Origin of the sequence: Sphingopyxis sp. PET50 (assembly GCF_025244705.1) — a bacterium.
Taxonomy (GTDB): domain Bacteria; phylum Pseudomonadota; class Alphaproteobacteria; order Sphingomonadales; family Sphingomonadaceae; genus Sphingopyxis.
Genome location: NZ_CP104207.1, coordinates 3,126,808 through 3,145,770, shown reverse-complemented (window position 1 = coordinate 3,145,770; position 18,963 = coordinate 3,126,808). Strand labels below are relative to the sequence as shown.

The window sequence follows — 18,963 nt, the reverse complement described above, 5'->3', positions numbered from 1 at the left end:
GCCCCGGCCAGTGGTTCGCAGGAGGAACCTGGGTTGGACCCCGCCGCCTTTTGAAGAGGAGAGAGCGGCGGCGGGTGTCCAGTCTCGTCAGTAGTTGTAGGCCCGCTCTCCATGTTCGCCGAGGTCGAGGCCTTCGCGCTCCACCTCTTCGGAGACGCGCAGCCCGGTGACCGCCTTGGCGATATAGAAGGCGATGGCCGATCCAACGGCTGCCCAGACGATCGCGACGGCGGTCGCGAAGAGCTGGGTGCCAATCTGGCCGCCGACGGTATAGTCGGCATCACCCGGACCGCCGAGGCTCGGCAGGTTGGTGAAGGCGACACCGATCGAACCGATGATGCCCGCGACACCGTGGATACCGAACACATCGGCGGTGTCGTCGAAGCCGAGCTTCGGTTTGGCATAGGCGACGAAGCCATAAGCGATGACCGAGGCGACCGCGCCGAGGATGATCGCACCGAACGGTCCCGAGAAACCCGCCGCCGGGGTGATGGCGACGAGGCCGGCAATCACGCCCGAGCAGCCGCCGAGCAGCGTCGATTTGTGGCCCGACAGCTTTTCGGCGATCAGCCAGGCGACCGCACCTGCTGCCGTGGCGGTGAAGGTGTTGATCATCGCGAGGCCCGCGGCCGAGCTCGGCACCGAGCGCCGAGCCGGCTGTTGAAGCCGAACCAGCCCACCCACAGCAGGCCGGTACCGATCAGCGTCATCGTCAGCGAGTGCGGCGGCAGCGCTTCCTTGAGATAGCCGATGCGCTTGCCGAGGATAAGGCAACCGACGAGGCCCGATACGCCCGCATTGATGTGCACGACGGTGCCGCCCGCAAAGTCCAGCGCGCCTTTTTCAAAGAAGAAGCCGCCTACCGACCACACCATGTGGGCGAGCGGGAAATAGACGATCGTCAGCCAGATCACCGCGAAGATCATCAGGCTGGTGAACTTCACGCGTTCCGCCAGCGAGCCGACGACGAGCGCGCAGGTGATCGCAGCGAAGGTCATCTGGAAACTGACGAACACATATTCGGGAATGGTGCCCGAAATGCTGTCGGCGTTGACATTCGCGAGGAAGGCGTTGCTGAGATTGCCGACGAAGGGGCCGGCTTCGGTAAAGGCCAGCGAATAGCCCCAGCTGACCCACACCAGCATCGCGACGCAGGCGACCGCGAGCACATGGGTGAGCACCGACAGCATGTTCTTGGTGCGGACGAGGCCGCCATAGAAGAGCGCGAGGCCCGGCACGATCATCGCGAGGACCAGGACGGTCGAGATGAGCATCCAGGCGGTGTCGCCGGTGTCGATCGTCGGGACTTCCTCCGCGACCTCGGCGACCGCTTCGGCCGCCTCCTGCGCCCAGGCGGGCATTGCGGCGAACAGCGCGAGGCCGGCTGGCCCCGGCGGTCGCCGCCGTCTTTTTCATGAGATTCATTGCTTCCCCCTTTATCATTACAGCGCCGCTTCGCCGGTCTCGCCGGTGCGGATGCGCACGGCCTGACCCACGTCGAGGACGAAAATCTTGCCGTCGCCGATCGACCCGGTTCCGGCGCTTTGCTGCAGCGTTTCGACCACGCGCGGCGCAAGCGCGTCGTCGCAGACGAGCTCGATCTTCACCTTCGGCACCATATTGGTGGCATATTCCGCGCCGCGGTAGATTTCGGTTTGGCCTTTCTGACGACCGAAGCCCTTGACTTCGGTCACGGTCATTCCGGCGATGCCCAGGCCGGTGAGGGCTTCGCGCACCTCATCGAGCTTGAACGGTTTGATGATAGCCAGGATCAGCTTCATGACGCCCCCTTGTGATTATTGGCAGATGCTGCACTGCAACAGCCGTGCCAGATTGCGCGGGCGGGGGATAAGTTAACATTTTGTGACGAATCGCGGCGCCCGCACGACCGATTGAGTCAGCGGATTGGGCAAGCGAGGCAGTGCGATGCCTAATTTTTGGGCAGAAGTGCGAAGCGCCTTCCCTGAAAGGGAGGGCGTAAAGGAGTTCAGTCCGCCCGTTCGAACCGCGCCCAGATCGGCAGATGGTCCGACGCCCGCGCCGCGAGCGCGCTGCGATGCACCCCGGCCTCGACGGCGTTCAGATCGGGCGAGGCGAAGATGCGGTCGAGCTTTGCGACCGGGCGGCGGCTGTGGAAACTGTGGCCGGTGTCGATCAGGCGGTGCCGCTCGCCGAAATCATGGAGGCAGCCGCCCTGATTGCGCCACTCGTTGCAGTCGCCCATCAGGATCGTCGGCAAGGGCTCCCCCGCGGCGACATGGTGCAGGATCGCGCGCGCCTGTTGCCGTGCGCCGCAGCCCCGAAATGTCGAGATGCATGCCGACGACGCGCAATCTGGTGTCGCCGATGCGGATCGTCGCCGCGACCGCGCCGCGCGGCTCGAGGGTCGGCAGGTGGAGCGCGTGGCTCTCCTCGACTTCGGCGCCTCTGCGCACGAGCAGCGCATTGCCGTGCCAGCCGAGGCTGTGCGGGCGATTGTCGAGCGTGACGGGCACATAATCGCTATGCTCGTCGAACATATGGGGCGGGATCGCGCTGGCGCGGGTGCCGAAGCGGCGGTCGGCCTCCTGCAGCGCGACGATATCGGCGTCGAGCTCGGTCAGCACCGACAGCACCCGCCCGGGGTCGCGGCGCCGGTCGAGTCCGATGCCCTTGCGCATATTGTAGCTGGCGACTTTTATCATGGGAGAATTTCGTACCGGCCTTCAATCCGTTTGCGTTGAGTCCCGAACCTGTCGAGCGATCAAAGCACTGTCCTTCTTTCGCCGCTCAAGAGGAAAAACGGTCCTTCGACAAGCTCAGGACGAACGGAGGAGGGGGTGGGTTGCGGAGAAAACGACTGTCACCCCGCAATGAAGCGGTCGGTCGGGCGTGCCGGCAGGCCGTCGATGCTTCTGGTGCGCTGCTGGAATTTCTCCACCCACAGCGCGGGATCGGCCTGGCGGTGATATTTCTGCAACGTGTCGCGTTCGTGTTGCAGCTCCATCATCGGCACGCCCCAGCCGCAGCTCGTCTGCACGCTCTCGACATCGATGACGAAGATCTGGCGCGTGCCGGGGAGCAGGGTGAAAGGCGCTGCGACCGTGTCCCAGTCGCCGTCCTGCGGCAGCACCGCGCGCCCGCGGCCATAGAGGCGCAGGATCAGCGCGCTGCGGTCGAAGGCGCAGAACATGATCGTGATGCGGCCACGGTCGGTTTGGGCCGCTGCCAGATGCGCGTGCGTCTCGTTCCCCGACCCGCCGAAGTCGAGGTAGGCCACCTGCGTTTCCGACAGCACGCGAAACGTATCGGCATAGCCCTTGGGCGACAGGTTGATCCGGCCCTCCGCGGCGGCGGTCGCGGTGAAGAAGACCGGCTGTTTCGCGATGAAGGCGATATGCTTGTCGGTCAGTCTGTCGGTGAATTCGGCCATGGCTCTGCTCCGTCCGCGGACTGCCTATCACCAATTTTTGCCTTCTTCTATCGCCCCTTCCTCGCCGGGCCGGTTGGCGCGGCCGAGCGCGGCGTTGCGGTGCGGGAAGCGGCCGAAGCGGTCGATGACGTCGAAATGCTTTTGCGCATAGTCGCGGAACATCGGGTCGGCGAGCTGGCCGAACAGGCGCAGCGATTCGCGCTGGTCGGCGATATCCTCGCTATGCTGCCAGGGGAGATAGGCGAATTGGCGCCGCGCGTTGGGCCAGTCCTGGTCCCAGCCGCGCGCGACGATGCCGCGCGCGACCGCGCGGGCGAGGTCGTCGGTCGCGAAAGCCTCGGCGGTCCCGCGAAACATGTTGCGCGGTACCTGGTCGAACAGGATCGCCGCGGCGAGCGCGGTGTCGGGATCGGTCAGAAAGGTTGCGGCGGGTTGCGAGCGCAACACCGCGTACCAGTCGGCGGCAAGGTCGTGGATCGCGGCGTCGAAATCCTCGCCGCCGCCGTACCAGTCGTCCATGCCATGGCCGTCGAACCAGAAGGTGAGCAGCCGCGCCGCCCAGTCGGCGGGCGGCGCGGCCGCCAACGTGTCTTCATCCCTCATCGCGGCTTATTTCGCGGCGGTATCGACCTTGCGATAGGGCACGAATTCGCCGAGCGAAACGAAGCCCGAATAGAAGTGGCTCGTGCGGTCGATAAGCTGCACCGCGTCGATGCTGCACAGCTGGCTGCCGATCGTCTTGGTGACGAGGATATCGTCACCGTCGAGCGATTCGGCGCCGCCCTTCGGCCGGTTGACCCACAGGGTGCTGCCGGCGCGATAGACGATCGCGGTGCCGTCGATGATCGTCGAGCTGCGCGCGCTCGACAGCGAGATGCAATCCTGCGGCTCGCCGACGACGCGGCCCTCGAGCATCTTGGCGAGCTTCGCCTCGGGGTCGAGCCGTTCCTTGGCCGAGGCGGCGGGAACGGCCGCGATCGCGGCGGCGGCAATGAGGCTCAAGATTAACGGACGCATGGCAAGACTCCTGTCATTCAACACACACCCTCTGTCGACAATATAGGGCGGCTCGGCTGAACGACAACTGACTCGGCCAGGCGTCCGTTGGTATCGCGTCAGCAGGCGCCGTCGGGCAGCGGAATGCCCAGCGGGCCCTTGCATTTCTTCTTCTTCGCCGGCGCCGCCGGGGCGCTGCCGTCGCCGCCGCTGCTCATGCCGCCCATGCCGCCGAAATCGGCGCCGACCATCAGCATGGTGTAGGAACGGAAGCGCACCTTCGCGGTCCAGTCGATGTTCCACGCCGCATTGCCCGCGGGCTTGGGCGGGTAGGAGAAATTCGCCTCGGGACCGAAGGCGTTGAGATTGCCCATCATGATCTCGCCCGATGCCTTCTTGACCTCGGCGGGGATCTGGCACGTCGTCTGCGACGGCGGCATCACGATCTTTTTGGTGATCAGGTTCGCGACCACCGACGGCGGCAGCCAGTCCCACAGCCCGCCGCCGAATTCCTTCGTGGCGCTGCTCGACCACCAGACGATGTCGCCACCCTTTTCGGCGCGGTCCATGCCGCCGATCGTCCACGCCGCATAGCCGGTCGCATTGGTCACCGGGTTCCAGCGGATCGTGACCGATCCGTCGGCCTGCTGCGCGGTCGAGGCCTGCAGCGCGGGCATATAATCCTGCGTCAGGGTGAAATTGATGTCGTTGCCGACATTGCTCGCGACGCGATGCGCGCCGAGCAGCGAGCTGTCGCGCGCGGGGAATTTGTCCGACTTGCCGTTGGGCCATTCGGCATAGGATTTGCTGTTCGACGGCGACACCTCGCGCACGATCGGCACGGCACTCGAGAAGAGACCGGGCGGCACCTGCCCCGCCGCGACCTTGGCGAAGTCGACGATCACCGGCTGCCCCGGCCCCGCCTTGGCGCCGCAGCCCCAATAGAGCAGCAGGCGGCCTTTCGGACGCTCGAAATTGTCGGGCAGGTCCGGCGTGCTGCGCAATGGCGCAATCAGCGGCACCGATTTGCCGAGCTTCGCCTGCGGCAGGAAGAAATGGTCGCCCTTGGGCGGCGGCGCGGTCGGCGCCTCGTTCGAACCGAGGCGGAGGAACAATTGGCGTGCCAGCGCGCTGTCGGGGCCGCCGCCGAACATCATGCTCATCGCGCCGCTCATGCCCCCCTTGCCGCCGCCCATCGCGGCAAAGCCCGACAGCGTCGCGGCGTCCATTTCGTAGCGTTCCCTGGGGCCGGTGGTCTTTTGCGCCGCGACGGGCGCGCTCAGCATCGCGGCGATGACCGCGAGCGACGTGATACGGAAAGTTGTACGCATAATTCCTCCCTGCGACCGGAGGCGGTGCCTCCGCCGGAAAATGTCATGCGAGCCAAGTCTGCCTTATGTTTGAAAGCGCTATAGGCGGAAGAAGGACGAAGGCCAAGTGATCGACGTCACAGGGTGCAATGGAAGGGCGGTAGCCAAATATGGATGTCGTGATTGAAGGATTGGGATAGAATTTTTTCTGCGATGTCCACTATCAAGGCCATTCCGGCAGCAATGGCGAGCGCAAAAGGAACGACTCCATCATGCCACTTGAACATTCGTCTGTCTGATTGATGTAGGCTATTAGATAGTTCGGTCAAAGATTCGGCAGAATGTAGAGCAGTAGTCTTGAACAGCCTATAAAGCTCTTGAAGCAAGCCCGATATCGTGGAATAATAATTTGGTGTTGAGTCTGTGTCTTGAGTTAAAAAGTCTCTTCCTTGCTGACTCATTATTTCATTATGAAGCTTGTAAATTTTTTCCGGATATTCTCTAAGAGATGAAATAATCTTTTCAATATCTTTTAAATTTTTGGTTAGAGTCAATTGGTCTAGATGAACAATTATTTCTGATATATCTCCCATAGTCCTATTTACTGTTTCACTCATCTCAGAAAATATTCTACTTCTTTCGGAGACGAGGCTCCAGCTGGTAGATCTTAATGATAAGTCCGTAGCTTCTAGAGAATAAATAATAGAATTTATAGCATCAATAGCCGTTTTTTTATTAGAAAATCTTCTCGCAAGCTCACTGTGGAGATTCCTCTGATGTATATATTCATGATAATATTCTATGGTTGTGTAAGATAGGTAGGCGAGGAGTCCCAAGCCTAAAATCCATGATTGAATTTTTGTCTCGGCTAGTCCTGGAACCGATGTCATCGCACCCGTGGTTGCTAACGCAAAGCCCAACCCGAGCGTGCCTACAGCGAGACAGTTTCTTTTTTTTCGACGAAACTCTTCGTCGGTTTCTACGCGATCAGAACTTTGGGTAATCGCCTCCGTCAACTCAGGCCGTCCCGCCCACCGTCAGCCCGCTGACCAGCAGCGTCGGCTGGCCGACGCCGGCGGGGATGCTCTGGCCGCCCTTGCCGCACACGCCAATGCCTTCGTCGAGCGCCATGTCGTTGCCGATGCCGGTGACCTTGGTCAGCACGCTCGGCCCGTCGCCGATCAAGGTCGCGCCCTTGATCGGGGCGCCGAGCTTGCCATTCTCGATCTTGTAGGCCTCGGTGCAGCTGAACACGAACTTGCCCGACACGATATCGACCTGGCCGCCGCCCATGCTCTTCGCGAAGATGCCGTTCCTGACGCGGCTCAGCAGTTCGGCGGGATCGTCGTTGCCGCCCTTCATGAAGGTGTTGGTCATGCGCGGCATCGGCGCGTGGGCAAAGCTTTCGCGGCGCCCGTTGCCGGTCGGCGCCATGCCCATCAGCCGCGCATTGAGCCGGTCCTGCATGTAACCCTTCAAAATGCCGTCCTCGATCAGCACGGTCTCGCTGGTCGGCGTGCCTTCGTCGTCGATGCTCAGCGAGCCGCGCCGTTCGGCGATGCTGCCGTCGTCGACGACCGTGACGCCCGGCGCCGCGACGCGCTGGCCGATGCGGCCCGAAAAGGCGCTGGTGCCCTTGCGGTTGAAATCGCCCTCGAGCCCGTGCCCGATCGCTTCGTGCAGCAGCACCCCGGGCCAGCCGGGGCCGAGCAGCACGGTCATCTCGCCCGCGGGGGCATCGACCGCCTCCAGATTGACGAGCGCCTGCTTCAGCGCCTCGTCGATCGCGCGGTTCCACTGCGCTTCCTCGAACAGATGGTCGTACATGTACCGGCCGCCAAGGCCGAAATAGCCCGATTCGCGGCGGCCATTCTCCTCGACGACGATGCTGACGTTGAGGCGGACGAGCGGGCGGATGTCGGTCGCGAGGAAGCCGTCGGCGCGGACGATCTCGACCACCGACCAGCTTCCGGCGAGCGCGACCGACACCTGCACGACGCGCGGATCGCGCGCGCGGGCGGCGGCATCGACCTGTTGGCACAGCGCGACCTTCTTCGCGAAGGGGATGAGGTCCAGCGGATTCGCCTCGCCGTAAAGATGGCGGTTGGTGCGCGCCGGGGCGGGGGCGTGCGGCTGGCTGGCGGGGTCGAGCAGCGCCAGCGTCTCGGCGGCGCGGCGGATCGCCGGGGCGCTGATGTCGCTGGCATGGGCAAAGCCCGTCATCTCGCCCGACACCGCGCGCAGGCCGAAACCGGCGTCGGTCGAATAGTCGGCGGTCTTGAGGCGCCCGTCGTCGAAGCCGAAACTCTCGGTCGCGCGATATTGCAGATAGAGTTCGCCGTCGTCGGCCTGCGCCAACGCTTCTTTCGCCAGTTGCTGCGCGAGATCGGGGTCGAGCGCATCGGCGCGATAAAGGAAGCGGCGGGGATCGGTGGGGCTTGTCATGAGGCCGATATAAGGAGGGGCGCGCGGACTGCCTAGAACAAAGCGCCGCGCCGGTTGCGGCGGCGCGATTGCCTTTGTCCCTTGTCCCTGATTATATCGTGGATTGCGGACATCCGGGGGAAGAGCCGCCATGCATATCCTTCATGCCCTTGTCGCCGGCTGCGGCGCTGCTGGCGGCGGCGCCCCTTCATGCCCAGAACGCCGCCGCCACGGGCGACGCGCCCAAGGCGGCCTATCAGTTTCCGACCTGCGCCGCCTATCGCGCCGCCGACGCCGAGGCGCAGCAGGCGATGCGGACCGACTATGTCCTGCGCGTCGACTGGGAGCAGAATCGCATCGGAACCGCCGATCCGGACTTGATCGAGGAAGCCTGCTGGGCGGAAGGAACGCTCGCGAACTTCAAGGCGCGGCTCGACGAGCAGCGCAATGCGCCTGGCTATGCCGAAACGGTGCGCAAGAATGACGCGATCCGCGCGCGCAACCGCGCCGGGCGAGCGTCCGACCCCTGCTACATCGACGAACCCGAGATGCGCCATGTGAACGAGGATATCCTTTATTCCGCCTATTCGCCGGTCTCGCGCACCATCGACGAGCGGAAGGAACGCGATCGCGCAAGCTGCATGCGGGCCGTGGCCGCGGCGAGCGACGGCACGATCGACGATCGCGAGATGGCGGCGCTTGCCGGCGATCTGTTGGCGCATGTCGTGGCGCTCGACATGCGATCGGCGATGGCGCGCCGTGCCGGGCGCTTCGACGAGGCGCGGGCGGCGCGCCTTGCCTCGATCGAATTGCTGCGCGCCAACAACGGCAATCTGGGAAACGGGCTGCGCGACTATGCGGCGTTGCTCGCGGATATCGGCCGCTTCGTCGAGGCGGCGGATGTGATGGAGCAGGCGGCGCGCGCGAAGAAGCCGGGCGTCGGCATCAACGACGATTATCTCTTCTTCCGGCTGGAGGCCGCCGATGCGGCGCTCCGGGCGGGCGCGATCGACGACGCCGAGACGATCATCCGCGACACCATTCCGCTGGTGGGGGGCACCTTTCGTTTCGGGTCGCCCGATTCGGCGAATGCGCACCTGTTGTTCGGCAAGGCGCTCGACGCGTTGGCGCGCGTGCGGCTGGCGCAAGGACGCGCTGCCGATGCCGAGCGCCTGCTCGCGTCGTTCGACTGGTTCTATCGTGAGGCGCTGGTGCGCCCCGTCGGCAAGCTGCCGCATTATCTGCCGCGGATCGAGGTGGCGCTCGCGCTGAACGATGTGGCGGGTGCCGAGGCCGGCGCGGCGCTGCTTGCGGCGCTGCCGCAGGACGATTTTTCGATCAGCGAGGTGCGCGCGGTCCGGCTGGCGCTCGCGCGCGTCGCACTGCGCGGCGCGCGCCCGGGCGCGGCACTCGCCCCGCTCGACGCGCTGTGCGGCGAGGGACAGGCGGGGGATTTTGCCGGGCGCACCCAATGCGACGCGCTCCGCGCGCGGGCGATCCTGGCGGCCGACCCGCGGTCGCCCGCGGCGCTCGCGGCCGCGTTCGAGGCGATGCAGGCGGCGAACCGCTCGGTCGCCGGCGATGCGCTCGCACGCAATTCCGCGCTGGCGGCGGCCAGCCTCGGCGGCGTGTCGCAACTCGCGCTCGATTATGAAGAGACGATGCGCGCGATTCGCGCGGCGGACCAGGATATCGACCGGCTGCTCGCTTCGGGGGAGGTCGCCGATCGGCAGCGGCAATTATCGGCGCGGCGCGCCGAGCTCGTGGCCCGCGCCGCACAGATCGGCGACACGCTGCGCGTCAAGGCGCCGCGCTATTGGGAGTTTCGCGCGCCCCGGGCGGTCCGGCTCGACGAACTGCGCGGCGACGGCGGCCTGCTCGCCGACAACGAGGCGCTGGTCGTGCTCAGCGCGCCCGTCGACGGCGCCGCCGGGCTGACCTTTGCTGTCAGCCGCCGCGACGCGGCCTGGGCACCGATCGACGTCAGCGCCGACGAGTTGGCGCGCACGGTCCGCACGCTGCGGCGCCAGATCGACCCGTCGACCGACACGCCCATGCGGCACGGCGCGGGTCTACGAAGCCTTCGACCGAGGGATGGCGTTCGATCTCCACCAGGCGCTGCTCGGCAACCCCGACGTCGCGCGCGTTCTGGACGACACCGGAATCGATACGTTGCTCGTCGTCGCCGACGGCGTGCTCGCAGCGATCCCGCCGGGCCTGCTGGTTACGCGCCCGCCCACCGGCGCCGACGACGATCCGGCCGCGCTACGCGAAACCGCATGGCTGATCCGGGACAAGGCGATCGCGATCCTGCCGGCGACCGGCGCGCTGCGGACGCTGCGGGCGAAGGCGTCGGCGGAGCGGCCCGCCGATAACATGCTGATCGCCTTCGCCAATCCCGACTACAAGGGCACGGGACAGATACCGGGGCTCGATCCGGGCATCGATCCGATGTCGATCGCCGTGACGCGCTCCTTCACGGTTCCGGCGGCGCCGACGCGCGGACAGGTGCGGGCCGAGGGCGAGGATAGCCGCAACCAGCTCGCCGCGCTCCCCGAACTGCGGGAAACGCTGAAGGAAGGCGTCGCCTTGACGCGCCTGCTGGGTGGTCAAGCCCGAATATCTGCTGTTGGGTCCCGATGCGTCCGAGGCGCGGTTGCGCGCGCTGAGCGACAAGGGCGTGCTGGCGCGGACGCGCACCCTGTCCTTTTCGACCCACGGCTTGCTGAGCGGCGATTTCGACGGTCTCGCCGAACCGGCGCTCGCGCTCGCCGCCCCGGCGCCGGGGGCGCCCGGCGACGGGCTGCTTCTGGCATCCGAGGCGGCGACGCTCAGACTGGCGGCGGACTGGGTCGTGCTGTCGGCGTGCAACACTGCGGCGCCCGACCAGATCGGCGGCGAAGGCCTGTCCGGCCTCGCGCGATCCTTTTTCTACGCCGGCGCCGACCATCTGCTGGTGTCGCACTGGCAGGTGCGCGACGATGCGACGCGGGCGCTGATCAGCGCGACCTTCGACCATCTGGCAAAGGATGGCGCGCGCGGGAATGCCAGGGCGTTGCAGGCGGCGATGATCGAGCTGATCGACGATCCGCGCGACGACGAGGTGCGGCTGATCGTCGGGCAATGCGCGACGAGCGGGATGCTGGGGGCCGACGATTGCCCGATGGCATCGTTGGCGCATCCCTGGGCTTGGGCGCCCTTTGTCATGGTCGGTCTGCCCTGACGGCGCGACGGGTTCAGAGATAGTTGACGGTGAGCGTGAAGGTGCCGCTGTAATCGCCCTCGGGCTGGTTCGCGGGGACGGTCAGCGTGCCGCCGATATAATAGGTCTGCACCCCGCTCGGCAGCAGCGTCGTGCCGAGCAGCGTGATGCCGCCGCCGCTCGTGCTCGCGGCGCGGACGAGGGTCGCGGTCATCGCCGGGGCGCCGCCGCCGGCGCGCGTCAGCGTCACCGAGGTGCTGCCCGACACGGTGATCAGCAGGATGCCGCCGGTGCCCTGAAAGGTCGCGCGCCGGGAATCATTGCCCACCGTCGTGGCGCCGCCGCTGCTGGTGCGCGCGCCGGTGACGGCATTGACCGACACGGTGCCGCCGCTGGTCCCGCTGACGATGGTGCCGAAATCGAGATCGTCGGTCTTGACGAGCGTATTGGGGCGGACGACGGTCGCGCTGACGGTGCCGGGCATGTCGGCGGCGTGCGCGGCCGCGCTCCACCCGGCGAGTGCCGCGGCGAGGATCAGGACGCGCGCGGCGGCCCGACATTTGCTGGTCCCTTGAATCCCCACGATTCTGCTCCTGTCTGGCACAGACTATGCCAGCGGGATGTGAATCGATGATGCTTCGGCTTGGTAAAGGCGGCGTTTACGCCTTGGCGCGCTCAGCGCTTGTCGGCGACGCCGCCGACGCTCAACCCTTGTCGGCGATACCGCCGATCAGGACGAAGCGCCGGTCGCAATAGCCGCAATCGGCGAAACCCTCGTCGGGATCGATCTCCAGCCACACGCGCGGATGGCCGAGCGCGGCATCGGCGAGGCCGTCGCCGGTGCCGTCGCAGGCGATGCGGGTCTTGGGCGTGCGGATCGTTTCGGGCGCGTTCTGGGTCATCGAGGGCGCCCATAGCAAGCGCGGCGGAGGGGAGCAATCGGGTCCGTTCACTCCCCCGATTCCCCGAGCGAAGCCGAGGGGCTCGTTCGAGCAGAGCGAGAACCGGCAACGCCGCAGCCTCGACTACGCTCGGCATGGCCCCTCGGCTTCGGCCAAAGGCCGAGGTTTATCCTGAGCGCCCGCCAGGGCAGTCGAAGGGCTCGGGGAATCGGGTTTAACTACTTACCGCCATGACGGCACCGGCGAGCGCATATCCCCCGAAACGCGCAAGTGGTCCCCCGGTGCCGTCTCCCCACGCGTCGGCGGTCAGAGATAGTTCAGCGTAATGGTAAAACTGCCGGCGATAGTCGCCGGGTGCCTGGTTGGCGTTGACGTCGAGCGTCGCGCCGACCGGGAAATTGAAGTTGCCGAGCGCAGTCGCGATGCGGAAGCGCGTCGGGGTCGTCGACAGGATCGCGGTCGGCGTCGACCCGATCTCGAAATTGCGCACGCGCATCTGCTGCCCCGGCCCGGTGATCCAGATCTGGTTCGCGCCGAGCGAGATCGACACTTCGCGGTTGTAGGTGCCGAGTCCGGCGAAGCGCGCAGGCTCGCCGTCCGATCCGGCCAGCGTCACCCCGCCGGTGCGGGTGCGCGACCCGTCGGGAGAGAGGCGCACCGTCCCCGCATTGGTCGACGCGATGACGTCGCCGAAGTCGAGGTCGTTAACCTTGAAGAAGGAAAGGGGCCTCAGCACGATGGCTTCGGCTTCGCCCTGCGCATTGGTCTGCGCATGCGCCGGCAGGGCAGCGAACGGCGCAAAAGCGAGCGCGATGGCGGCTAGGGCGCGCTGCGCGGGCAGCGGGCGGATGATGTGTCTGGTCCTCACATCCCCCCGCATAGCGCCGAGATGACAAAATATGCTTACCCGCCGTGGTAAAGATTTCCTTGCCGGAACGCGGGCTTTCGCAGGCGCCTGCGCACGGCTATGGAGGCGGCCATGAGTGAAGCCGCCATCCGCATCGACGCCGTCTCCAAAATCTATGCGGGGGGCAAGCAGGCGCTCGACAATGTCAGCTTCGACGTGCCGCGCGGGGACATCTTCGGGCTGCTCGGCCCGAACGGCGCGGGCAAGTCGACGCTGATCAACATCCTCGCGGGGCTGGTCAACAAGACCAGCGGCTCGGCCAGCATCTGGGGCTTCGACATCGATGCCGATCCGCGCAACGCCAAATATTCGATCGGCATCGTGCCGCAGGAAATCGTCTTCGATCCCTTTTTCACGCCCTTCGAGACGCTGGAGAATCAGGCGGGCCTCTATGGCGTTCCCAAGGCGAAGCGCCTTTCGGACGAACTGCTCGCCGCGGTGCATCTGACCGACAAGCGCGACGCTTATGCGCGCACCCTGTCGGGGGGGATGAAGCGGCGGCTGCTCGTCGCCAAGGCGATGGTGCATTCGCCGCCGATCATCGTCCTCGACGAGCCGACCGCCGGCGTCGACATCGAACTCCGGCAGCAGCTCTGGGACTATGTGCAGCGCCTCAACGACCGCGGCGTGACCGTGGTGCTGACGACGCACTATCTGGAAGAGGCCGAGGAATTGTGCGACCGCATCGCGATCATCAACCATGGCTGAGCTGATCGCGAACAAGCCGACGCGCGAGCTGGTCGACATGGCGCGAGAAAAGATCGTCGTCGTGACGCTCGATGCCGATGTGACGGTGCTGCCGACGCATCCGGCCTTCGAGAAGGTCGAGCGCGAGGGCGAACGCGGGCTCGCAATCAGCTACAACAAGGACCGCATGAACGCGGGGGAGGTGCTCGCGGCGGTGAATGCGATGGGACACGGCATCGTCGACGTCTCGACCCGCGAGGCCGACCTGGAGGATGTGTTCCTCAACCTGACGCGGGCGGCGAATGGGTGATGATCTTTCGGCGTAAAATCTTCCGCCTTTCGGCTGCTATGTTTTCGGCGTTGGCCATTGGAAGAAGTGCTCATGCGATGAGTTCATCCTCAATCGTTTCGGATGCACTGGTCTCCGCCGACTGGATTGCCAAAGCCCTGTCGTCTTCAGGTTATCGGGCGGACTTCACGTTGGCGAGCTTGGAAGAGATCGATCGTTTTTTTGACGAGCATGCGCCCCATGGCGTTGCTCGGTCCGGCGGTCTGCTCTCGGAGGACGTTGGTTCGCGATTGTTCGCGATTGGGTCATATATTGGCGAAACACTTCGACGTCAGCTCGGCGGCGATTGGATCGGGGATGACGAAGACCCCCAAGCCGAAATCAACATCAGTCTCAAACTGGCGGATGGCTCGATTATCTGGCCGATACAAAGGGCGATGAAGCGCTTTCGCAATGGTCCGGAAGACAGCATTGCCGCTTATGGGGCGGCGGTATCTAGGTCTAGCCAATGAACGATACTTACGACGTCATCATCGTCGGTTCCGGCGCCGCCGACCTCACCGCGGCGATCGCGCTCGCCGAGCATTGCCGCGTGCTCGTGCTCGCCAAGGGCGAGCTCACCGGTGGGTCGACCGCCTGGGCGCAGGGCGGGATCGCCGCGGTGCTCGACGCGGGCGACACGTTCGAGAATCATATCGAGGACACGATGGTCGCGGGGGCTAGCCTCAACCGGCGCGAGACGGTCGAGTTCGTCGTCGAAAATGCGCCCGCGTCGATCGAGCGGCTCGTCGAGATGGGCGTGCCCTTCAACAAGGACAGCGACGCGCTGCACCTGACGCGCGAGGGCGGGCATTCGCACCGCCGCATCGTCCATGTCGACGACGCGACCGGCTGGGCGGTGCAGGCGGCGCTGCTCAAGACCGCCGAGGCGCATCCGAACATCACCCTGCTGCCCGGACAGGCGTGCATCGACCTGATCACCGGCCGGCACGAGGAGCGCTATTCGGGATCGGGCCGCGTGTGGGGCGTCTATGCGCTCGACGAGAAGAGCGGCAAGGTGCGCGCGCATGTCGGCCGCGCGACGATCCTCGCGAGCGGCGGGGCGGGGCGCGTGTACCAGTTCTCGACGGCCCCTAGAGGCGCGACTGGCGACGGCATCGCGATGGCCTGGCGCGCAGGCGCGCGCGTCTCGAACATGGAGATGATGCAGTTCCACCCGACCTGCCTCTATAATCTGGAGGTCAAGAATTTCCTGATCACCGAGGCGGTGCGCGGCGAGGGGGGCCTGCTCAAGCACCCCGTCACCGGGCATCGCTACATGCCCGATTATGACGAACGCGCCGAACTCGCGCCGCGCGACATCGTGGCGCGCGCGAACGACGACCAGATCAAGCGCTACGGGCTCGACTATGTCCATCTCGACATCAGCCACCTCGACCCCGATTTCGTCGCGGGCCATTTCCCGAACATCTACGACAAGCTGCTGACGCTTGGGCTGGACATGACGAAGCAGCCGATCCCGGTGGTGCCCGCGCAGCATTATACCTGCGGCGGCATATTGATCGACCTCGACGGCCGCACCGACCTGCCGGGGCTCTACGCCGCGGGCGAATGCACCGAAAGCGGGCTGCACGGCGCCAACCGCCTCGCGTCGAACTCGCTGCTCGAATGTTTCGTCTTCGGCGAGGCCGCGGCGAAGGACATCATCGCGCGCTGGGACGCGCTCGACCCCCCGCCGATCCGCGCCTGGGACGAAAGCCGCGTCACCGACTCCGACGAAGAGGTCATCATCAAGCAGAACTGGACCGAGATCCGCCGCTTCATGTGGAACTATGTCGGCATCGTGCGCACCACCAAAAGGCTGGAACGCGCGCAGCACCGCATCAACATGATGACCCACGAGGTCGAGGATTATTACGGTCATTTCCGCGTCACGACCGACCTCATCGAACTGCGCAACCTGCTGCAATGCGCCGACCTGATCGTGAAAAGCGCGCTCCACCGCAAGGAAAGCCGCGGGCTGCATTATACGCTCGACTATCCAGCGATGCTGCCGCAGGCGGTCGACACGGTGCTGGTGCCCTGACATGGCGCGGCGGCCCCGCGATACCAGCCTGCCGCCGCCCTTTCTGAAACGCGTGTGGCTGCCCGAGGACGGCGATGGATCGGTCGCCTGGCCGGACTGGGTCGACCCCGACGATTATCCCTTCAACATGCCGCTGCTTCGCGATGGTCTCGATATCCGTTTCGAAAACGCGGTGACGATCGTCGTCGGCGAAAATGGGTCGGGCAAATCGACCCTGCTCGAAGCGATCGCGACGATGGCGGGTTTCAACGAAGGCGGCGGCGCGCAGCGGATGGCTGCGGTCGGCGAAGGCTGGGCATCGGGCGCGGACGGCGGCGGCCTGGGCCATGTCTTGCAGGGCGCGTGGCTGCCGCAGGTCAAGCGCGGCTGGTTCTTTCGGGCCGAGACCTTCTTTTCGGTCGCGCGCTACCTCGACGAAGCGGGGTCGCCGCGCGCCAATTATCTGTCGGCGTCGCATGGCGAGGGGTTCATCGACTTCTTCGAGGATCGGCTGAGCGAGCAGGGTCTCTTCATCCTCGACGAACCCGAGGCCGCGCTGTCGCCGCAGCGCCAGTTCGATTTCCTGAAAATCCTGCGCCGGATGCAGAACGCGGCGAACTGCCAGGTGATCATGGCGACGCACTCGCCGATCCTGATGGCGCTGCCCGACTCCGCTCTGTGGCAGATCGATCCCTTCGCGATCCAGCCGACGACGCTTGAGGAGACCGCGCACTATCGCCTCTACGACGAATTTATCCGCTATCCGCATGAGACGGTCGAGGCGATGATCGAATGACGGCATCCAGGGGAAGCGACGCGCTCGACTGCGCGGGCTGCCCCGTGCGTGACCGCGCGGCGTGCGCGGCGCTGCCCGACGGCGAGCGCGCCGAGCTCGCGCGCATGGGGCGGCACCGCGACCTCGTGCGCGGCGAGATGCTGTTCGCGCCGGGCGACGACAGCGCGTGCGCGACCCTGCTGTCGGGGGTGCTCAAGGTCGTGCGGACCGACGCCGACGGGGTCGAGCGCATCGTCGCGCTTATCCATCCGGCGGGCTTCGCGGGCGAGATTTTCGCGGCGCCCGACGATTGCGAGGTCACCGCCGCCGGCGCGGCGCGCGTCTGTATCTTTCCGCGCGCCGACTATGCGCGGATGGTGACGGAAAATCCGCGGCTCGCCGCCGGGGTCGCGCGGCGCGCGATGAAGGCGGCGTCGGAAACGCGCGCGCTGCTCGACCTGGTCGGGCGCCGCCGCGCCGAAGCGAAGGTCGCGGGGCTGATCCTCGCGCTCGCCGATGCGGCGGGGGCCGCGCCCTGCTCGCCCGCCGCCCGATTCGACCTGCCGCTGACCCGCGGCGAGATGGCGGCCCTGCTCGGCATCAGCATCGAGACGGTGAGCCGGCAACTCGGCGCGCTCGAGGAGGCGGGCCTGATCAGGCGGCACGGCGCGCGCGGACTCGAAGTCCGCGACGCGCCGGCCTTGGCTGCCCTGTTGGCCGATTAGAGCGCCGCGACGATCGCCGCGACGATGAGGCCCCACCCCAAAATCAGCACGGGCAGCATCAGGACTTGCGCGGCCGCTCCCCTTCCATCGAGGCGCCCGGTGAGCGTGTCGACACCGTCGGACATAAAGCGGCTCCACGTCGGCGGCTTGGCCGCATGGCGGGGTTTCATCCGCACCCACATCGCCGGGGTTCCGAAGGCCATGGCGATATAGATCGAAAAGATCGCCATCGGGATTGCGAGTCCCTGGTCGGCGAAAGTCGCCGCCATCACCCCCAGGAAGGCGAAATAGAGGGCGACGGTCGCCGCGAACAGGCCGGTGGGCAGGTCAAAGCTGCGGACGACCCGGACCTGATGGTCGGCGATCGCCGCGACGGTCGCGGGGGCCGCGACGATGCGAAAGGCGCTGGCGGGGACATGCTGGCTCATGGCGAGGCTCCTTGGTGACGAGCCATGTCATGCGCGCGTTCGGGGACGGCCGCTTTGACCGATGTCAAAGGCGGCGAAAGATCAGCCGCCGATGCCGAGCAGCCGCCCGACGAGGATCAGCACGACCGCGCCGATCACCGAGGCGAAGCATCCGGCGCGGTGGAACTCGCCGCGCACGCCGCGGGTGGTGACGAGCCCGGCGAGCAACGATCCGCCGATGCCGAGCAGAATCGTCGCGATCCACCCCATTTCGACCGCACCGGGATAGAAGAACCGCGCCAGCGCCCCGATGACGAGGCCGGAAATGATGGCGCCGATGATGTTGATCATGGGGTGGTCCTTCATACGGAAAGATTGCGCCACTGAGCTAGGAAGCGGCGAACTTATCTGCAAGCTCCGCCATATGAAATCTCACGCAAAGGCGCAAAGGCACGAAGAAGGCGGCTAAGGGCGGTGGTTGTTGACGATGCGTTTGACGCCTTCCTTGAAAGTCTCTCCACCAAAATTGACCAGGAGGCCGAGAGGCATTTGCAGCAGGCGAAGATAGGTCAGCACCTGCTTGCCATGGAGCGGCGCTAGCCGCTCAACCGATTTCAATTCGACAAGTAGCTGACCCTCGACCAAAAGGTCGGCCCGAAATCCTTCGGGAAGCTCGACTCCGCCATAGCGGACGGGAATGGGCACTTGACGAACAACATTGAGGCCGCGCCGGGCGAGTTGATCCGCCATGATCGCCTCATAGACCGATTCCAGCAGTCCCGGACCCAATTCCTTATGGAGGTGGAAGCCGCAATCGACGGTTATGCTGACCAGTTCCTCGACGTCCACCTTGCCTCCTTCT

General features: G+C 65.7%; 18 protein-coding genes and 4 pseudogenes. 7 read left to right on the top strand and 15 right to left on the bottom strand.

All coding sequences use genetic code 11. The features are described from left to right. Nucleotides 1–87: 87 nt before the first annotated feature. From N0A20_RS16585 to tldD, 9 genes and pseudogenes are all read right to left on the bottom strand, one after another. Nucleotides 88–1,425, bottom strand: a pseudogene (locus N0A20_RS16585) (ammonium transporter). A 17-nt stretch (nt 1,426–1,442) separates the two neighbouring features. Continuing rightward, the gene (locus N0A20_RS16580) at nt 1,443–1,781 is read right to left on the bottom strand and encodes a P-II family nitrogen regulator (RefSeq protein WP_003043080.1); all 339 of its coding nucleotides are present in this window, start codon (nt 1,779–1,781) and stop codon (nt 1,443–1,445) included. Nucleotides 1,782–1,987: 206 nt separating this feature from the next. After that, a pseudogene (locus N0A20_RS16575) lies at nt 1,988–2,684 on the bottom strand (endonuclease/exonuclease/phosphatase family protein). Between the two features lie 158 nt (nt 2,685–2,842). Beyond that, nucleotides 2,843–3,412: a pyridoxamine 5'-phosphate oxidase family protein gene (locus N0A20_RS16570; protein ID WP_260581428.1), complete on the bottom strand. Its 570-nt coding sequence runs from the start codon at nt 3,410–3,412 to the stop codon at nt 2,843–2,845. Nucleotides 3,413–3,439: 27 nt separating this feature from the next. Further along, nucleotides 3,440–4,015 (bottom strand): DUF924 family protein, encoded by a 576-nt coding sequence (locus N0A20_RS16565; RefSeq protein ID WP_260581427.1) that lies wholly within the window; start codon nt 4,013–4,015, stop codon nt 3,440–3,442. A gap of 6 nt (nt 4,016–4,021) precedes the next feature. Continuing rightward, nucleotides 4,022–4,429 carry a hypothetical protein gene (locus tag N0A20_RS16560; RefSeq protein ID WP_260581425.1) on the bottom strand — a complete coding sequence of 136 codons (408 nt, stop codon included), beginning with the start codon at nt 4,427–4,429 and terminating at the stop codon, nt 4,022–4,024. Between the two features lie 98 nt (nt 4,430–4,527). Then, nucleotides 4,528–5,739, bottom strand: coding sequence for a hypothetical protein (locus tag N0A20_RS16555; protein ID WP_260581424.1), 1,212 nt, complete (start codon nt 5,737–5,739; stop codon nt 4,528–4,530). 116 nt (nt 5,740–5,855) lie between these two features. Then, complete coding sequence (locus N0A20_RS16550) at nt 5,856–6,734, bottom strand: hypothetical protein (protein ID WP_260581422.1); 879 nt, start codon at nt 6,732–6,734, stop codon at nt 5,856–5,858. 1 nt (nt 6,735) lies between these two features. Continuing rightward, nucleotides 6,736–8,163 (bottom strand): metalloprotease TldD, encoded by a 1,428-nt coding sequence (gene tldD, locus N0A20_RS16545; protein ID WP_260581421.1) that lies wholly within the window; start codon nt 8,161–8,163, stop codon nt 6,736–6,738. A gap of 2,073 nt (nt 8,164–10,236) precedes the next feature. Between tldD and N0A20_RS20820 the strand changes: the two are divergent. Together N0A20_RS20820 and N0A20_RS16535 are read left to right on the top strand one after the other, a co-directional pair. After that, nucleotides 10,237–10,716 (top strand): annotated as a pseudogene (locus N0A20_RS20820) (CHAT domain-containing protein); the annotation flags it as partial. A gap of 31 nt (nt 10,717–10,747) precedes the next feature. Continuing rightward, nucleotides 10,748–11,365, top strand: a complete 618-nt coding sequence (locus N0A20_RS16535) for a CHAT domain-containing protein (RefSeq protein ID WP_260581418.1) — start codon at nt 10,748–10,750, stop codon at nt 11,363–11,365. 13 nt (nt 11,366–11,378) lie between these two features. On the opposite strand, the gene N0A20_RS16530 is transcribed toward N0A20_RS16535, so the two are convergent. The 3 genes from N0A20_RS16530 to N0A20_RS16520 form a co-directional block, all read right to left on the bottom strand. After that, nucleotides 11,379–11,927: a DUF4402 domain-containing protein gene (locus tag N0A20_RS16530; RefSeq protein ID WP_260581416.1), complete on the bottom strand. Its 549-nt coding sequence runs from the start codon at nt 11,925–11,927 to the stop codon at nt 11,379–11,381. 121 nt (nt 11,928–12,048) lie between these two features. After that, nucleotides 12,049–12,246: a zinc-finger domain-containing protein gene (locus N0A20_RS16525; protein ID WP_260581414.1), complete on the bottom strand. Its 198-nt coding sequence runs from the start codon at nt 12,244–12,246 to the stop codon at nt 12,049–12,051. Nucleotides 12,247–12,460: 214 nt separating this feature from the next. Then, the gene (locus N0A20_RS16520; RefSeq protein WP_260581413.1) at nt 12,461–13,114 is read right to left on the bottom strand and encodes a DUF4402 domain-containing protein; all 654 of its coding nucleotides are present in this window, start codon (nt 13,112–13,114) and stop codon (nt 12,461–12,463) included. A gap of 111 nt (nt 13,115–13,225) precedes the next feature. On the opposite strand from N0A20_RS16520, the pseudogene N0A20_RS16515 reads away from it, so the two are divergent. From N0A20_RS16515 to N0A20_RS16495, 5 genes and pseudogenes are all read left to right on the top strand, one after another. Then, nucleotides 13,226–14,150 (top strand): annotated as a pseudogene (locus N0A20_RS16515) (ABC transporter ATP-binding protein). Then, complete coding sequence (locus N0A20_RS16510; RefSeq protein WP_260581411.1) at nt 14,147–14,641, top strand: hypothetical protein; 495 nt, start codon at nt 14,147–14,149, stop codon at nt 14,639–14,641. Before N0A20_RS16515 ends, N0A20_RS16510 begins: the two are co-directional and overlap by 4 nt. Further along, a complete protein-coding gene (gene nadB, locus N0A20_RS16505) occupies nt 14,638–16,215 on the top strand; it encodes an L-aspartate oxidase (RefSeq protein WP_260581409.1) in 1,578 nt (525 codons plus the stop codon). Before N0A20_RS16510 ends, nadB begins: the two co-directional genes overlap by 4 nt. Before the next feature lies 1 nt (nt 16,216). Then, nucleotides 16,217–16,990, top strand: a complete 774-nt coding sequence (locus N0A20_RS16500; protein WP_260581408.1) for an AAA family ATPase — start codon at nt 16,217–16,219, stop codon at nt 16,988–16,990. Continuing rightward, entirely contained in the window at nt 16,987–17,694 is a 708-nt protein-coding gene (locus N0A20_RS16495; protein WP_260581407.1) for a Crp/Fnr family transcriptional regulator, read from the top strand. The genes N0A20_RS16500 and N0A20_RS16495 overlap by 4 nt, the downstream gene beginning before the upstream one ends. Here the strand turns inward: N0A20_RS16495 and N0A20_RS16490 are convergent. The 3 genes from N0A20_RS16490 to N0A20_RS16480 form a co-directional block, all read right to left on the bottom strand. After that, complete coding sequence (locus N0A20_RS16490) at nt 17,691–18,122, bottom strand: hypothetical protein (RefSeq protein ID WP_260581406.1); 432 nt, start codon at nt 18,120–18,122, stop codon at nt 17,691–17,693. The genes N0A20_RS16495 and N0A20_RS16490 overlap by 4 nt on opposite strands. A gap of 81 nt (nt 18,123–18,203) precedes the next feature. Then, on the bottom strand, nt 18,204–18,452 hold the full coding sequence (locus N0A20_RS16485) for a GlsB/YeaQ/YmgE family stress response membrane protein (RefSeq protein WP_260581405.1): 249 nt from the start codon (nt 18,450–18,452) through the stop codon (nt 18,204–18,206). Nucleotides 18,453–18,566: 114 nt separating this feature from the next. Further along, a complete protein-coding gene (locus N0A20_RS16480) occupies nt 18,567–18,950 on the bottom strand; it encodes a GxxExxY protein (protein ID WP_260581403.1) in 384 nt (127 codons plus the stop codon). Between the last annotated feature and the right edge of the window lie 13 nt (nt 18,951–18,963).

What these genes read in the sequence shown, in the direction of transcription:
- N0A20_RS16580 (WP_003043080.1), bottom strand. Translation starts at nt 1,781, where the DNA reads ATGAAGCTGATCCTGGCTATCATCAAACCGTTCAAGCTCGATGAGGTG.
- N0A20_RS16570 (WP_260581428.1), bottom strand. Translation starts at nt 3,412, where the DNA reads ATGGCCGAATTCACCGACAGACTGACCGACAAGCATATCGCCTTCATC.
- N0A20_RS16565 (WP_260581427.1), bottom strand. Translation starts at nt 4,015, where the DNA reads ATGAGGGATGAAGACACGTTGGCGGCCGCGCCGCCCGCCGACTGGGCG.
- N0A20_RS16560 (WP_260581425.1), bottom strand. Translation starts at nt 4,429, where the DNA reads ATGCGTCCGTTAATCTTGAGCCTCATTGCCGCCGCCGCGATCGCGGCC.
- N0A20_RS16555 (WP_260581424.1), bottom strand. Translation starts at nt 5,739, where the DNA reads ATGCGTACAACTTTCCGTATCACGTCGCTCGCGGTCATCGCCGCGATG.
- tldD (WP_260581421.1), bottom strand. Translation starts at nt 8,163, where the DNA reads ATGACAAGCCCCACCGATCCCCGCCGCTTCCTTTATCGCGCCGATGCG.
- N0A20_RS16525 (WP_260581414.1), bottom strand. Translation starts at nt 12,246, where the DNA reads ATGACCCAGAACGCGCCCGAAACGATCCGCACGCCCAAGACCCGCATC.
- nadB (WP_260581409.1), top strand. Translation starts at nt 14,638, where the DNA reads ATGAACGATACTTACGACGTCATCATCGTCGGTTCCGGCGCCGCCGAC.
- N0A20_RS16500 (WP_260581408.1), top strand. Translation starts at nt 16,217, where the DNA reads ATGGCGCGGCGGCCCCGCGATACCAGCCTGCCGCCGCCCTTTCTGAAA.
- N0A20_RS16495 (WP_260581407.1), top strand. Translation starts at nt 16,987, where the DNA reads ATGACGGCATCCAGGGGAAGCGACGCGCTCGACTGCGCGGGCTGCCCC.
- N0A20_RS16490 (WP_260581406.1), bottom strand. Translation starts at nt 18,122, where the DNA reads ATGAGCCAGCATGTCCCCGCCAGCGCCTTTCGCATCGTCGCGGCCCCC.
- N0A20_RS16485 (WP_260581405.1), bottom strand. Translation starts at nt 18,452, where the DNA reads ATGATCAACATCATCGGCGCCATCATTTCCGGCCTCGTCATCGGGGCG.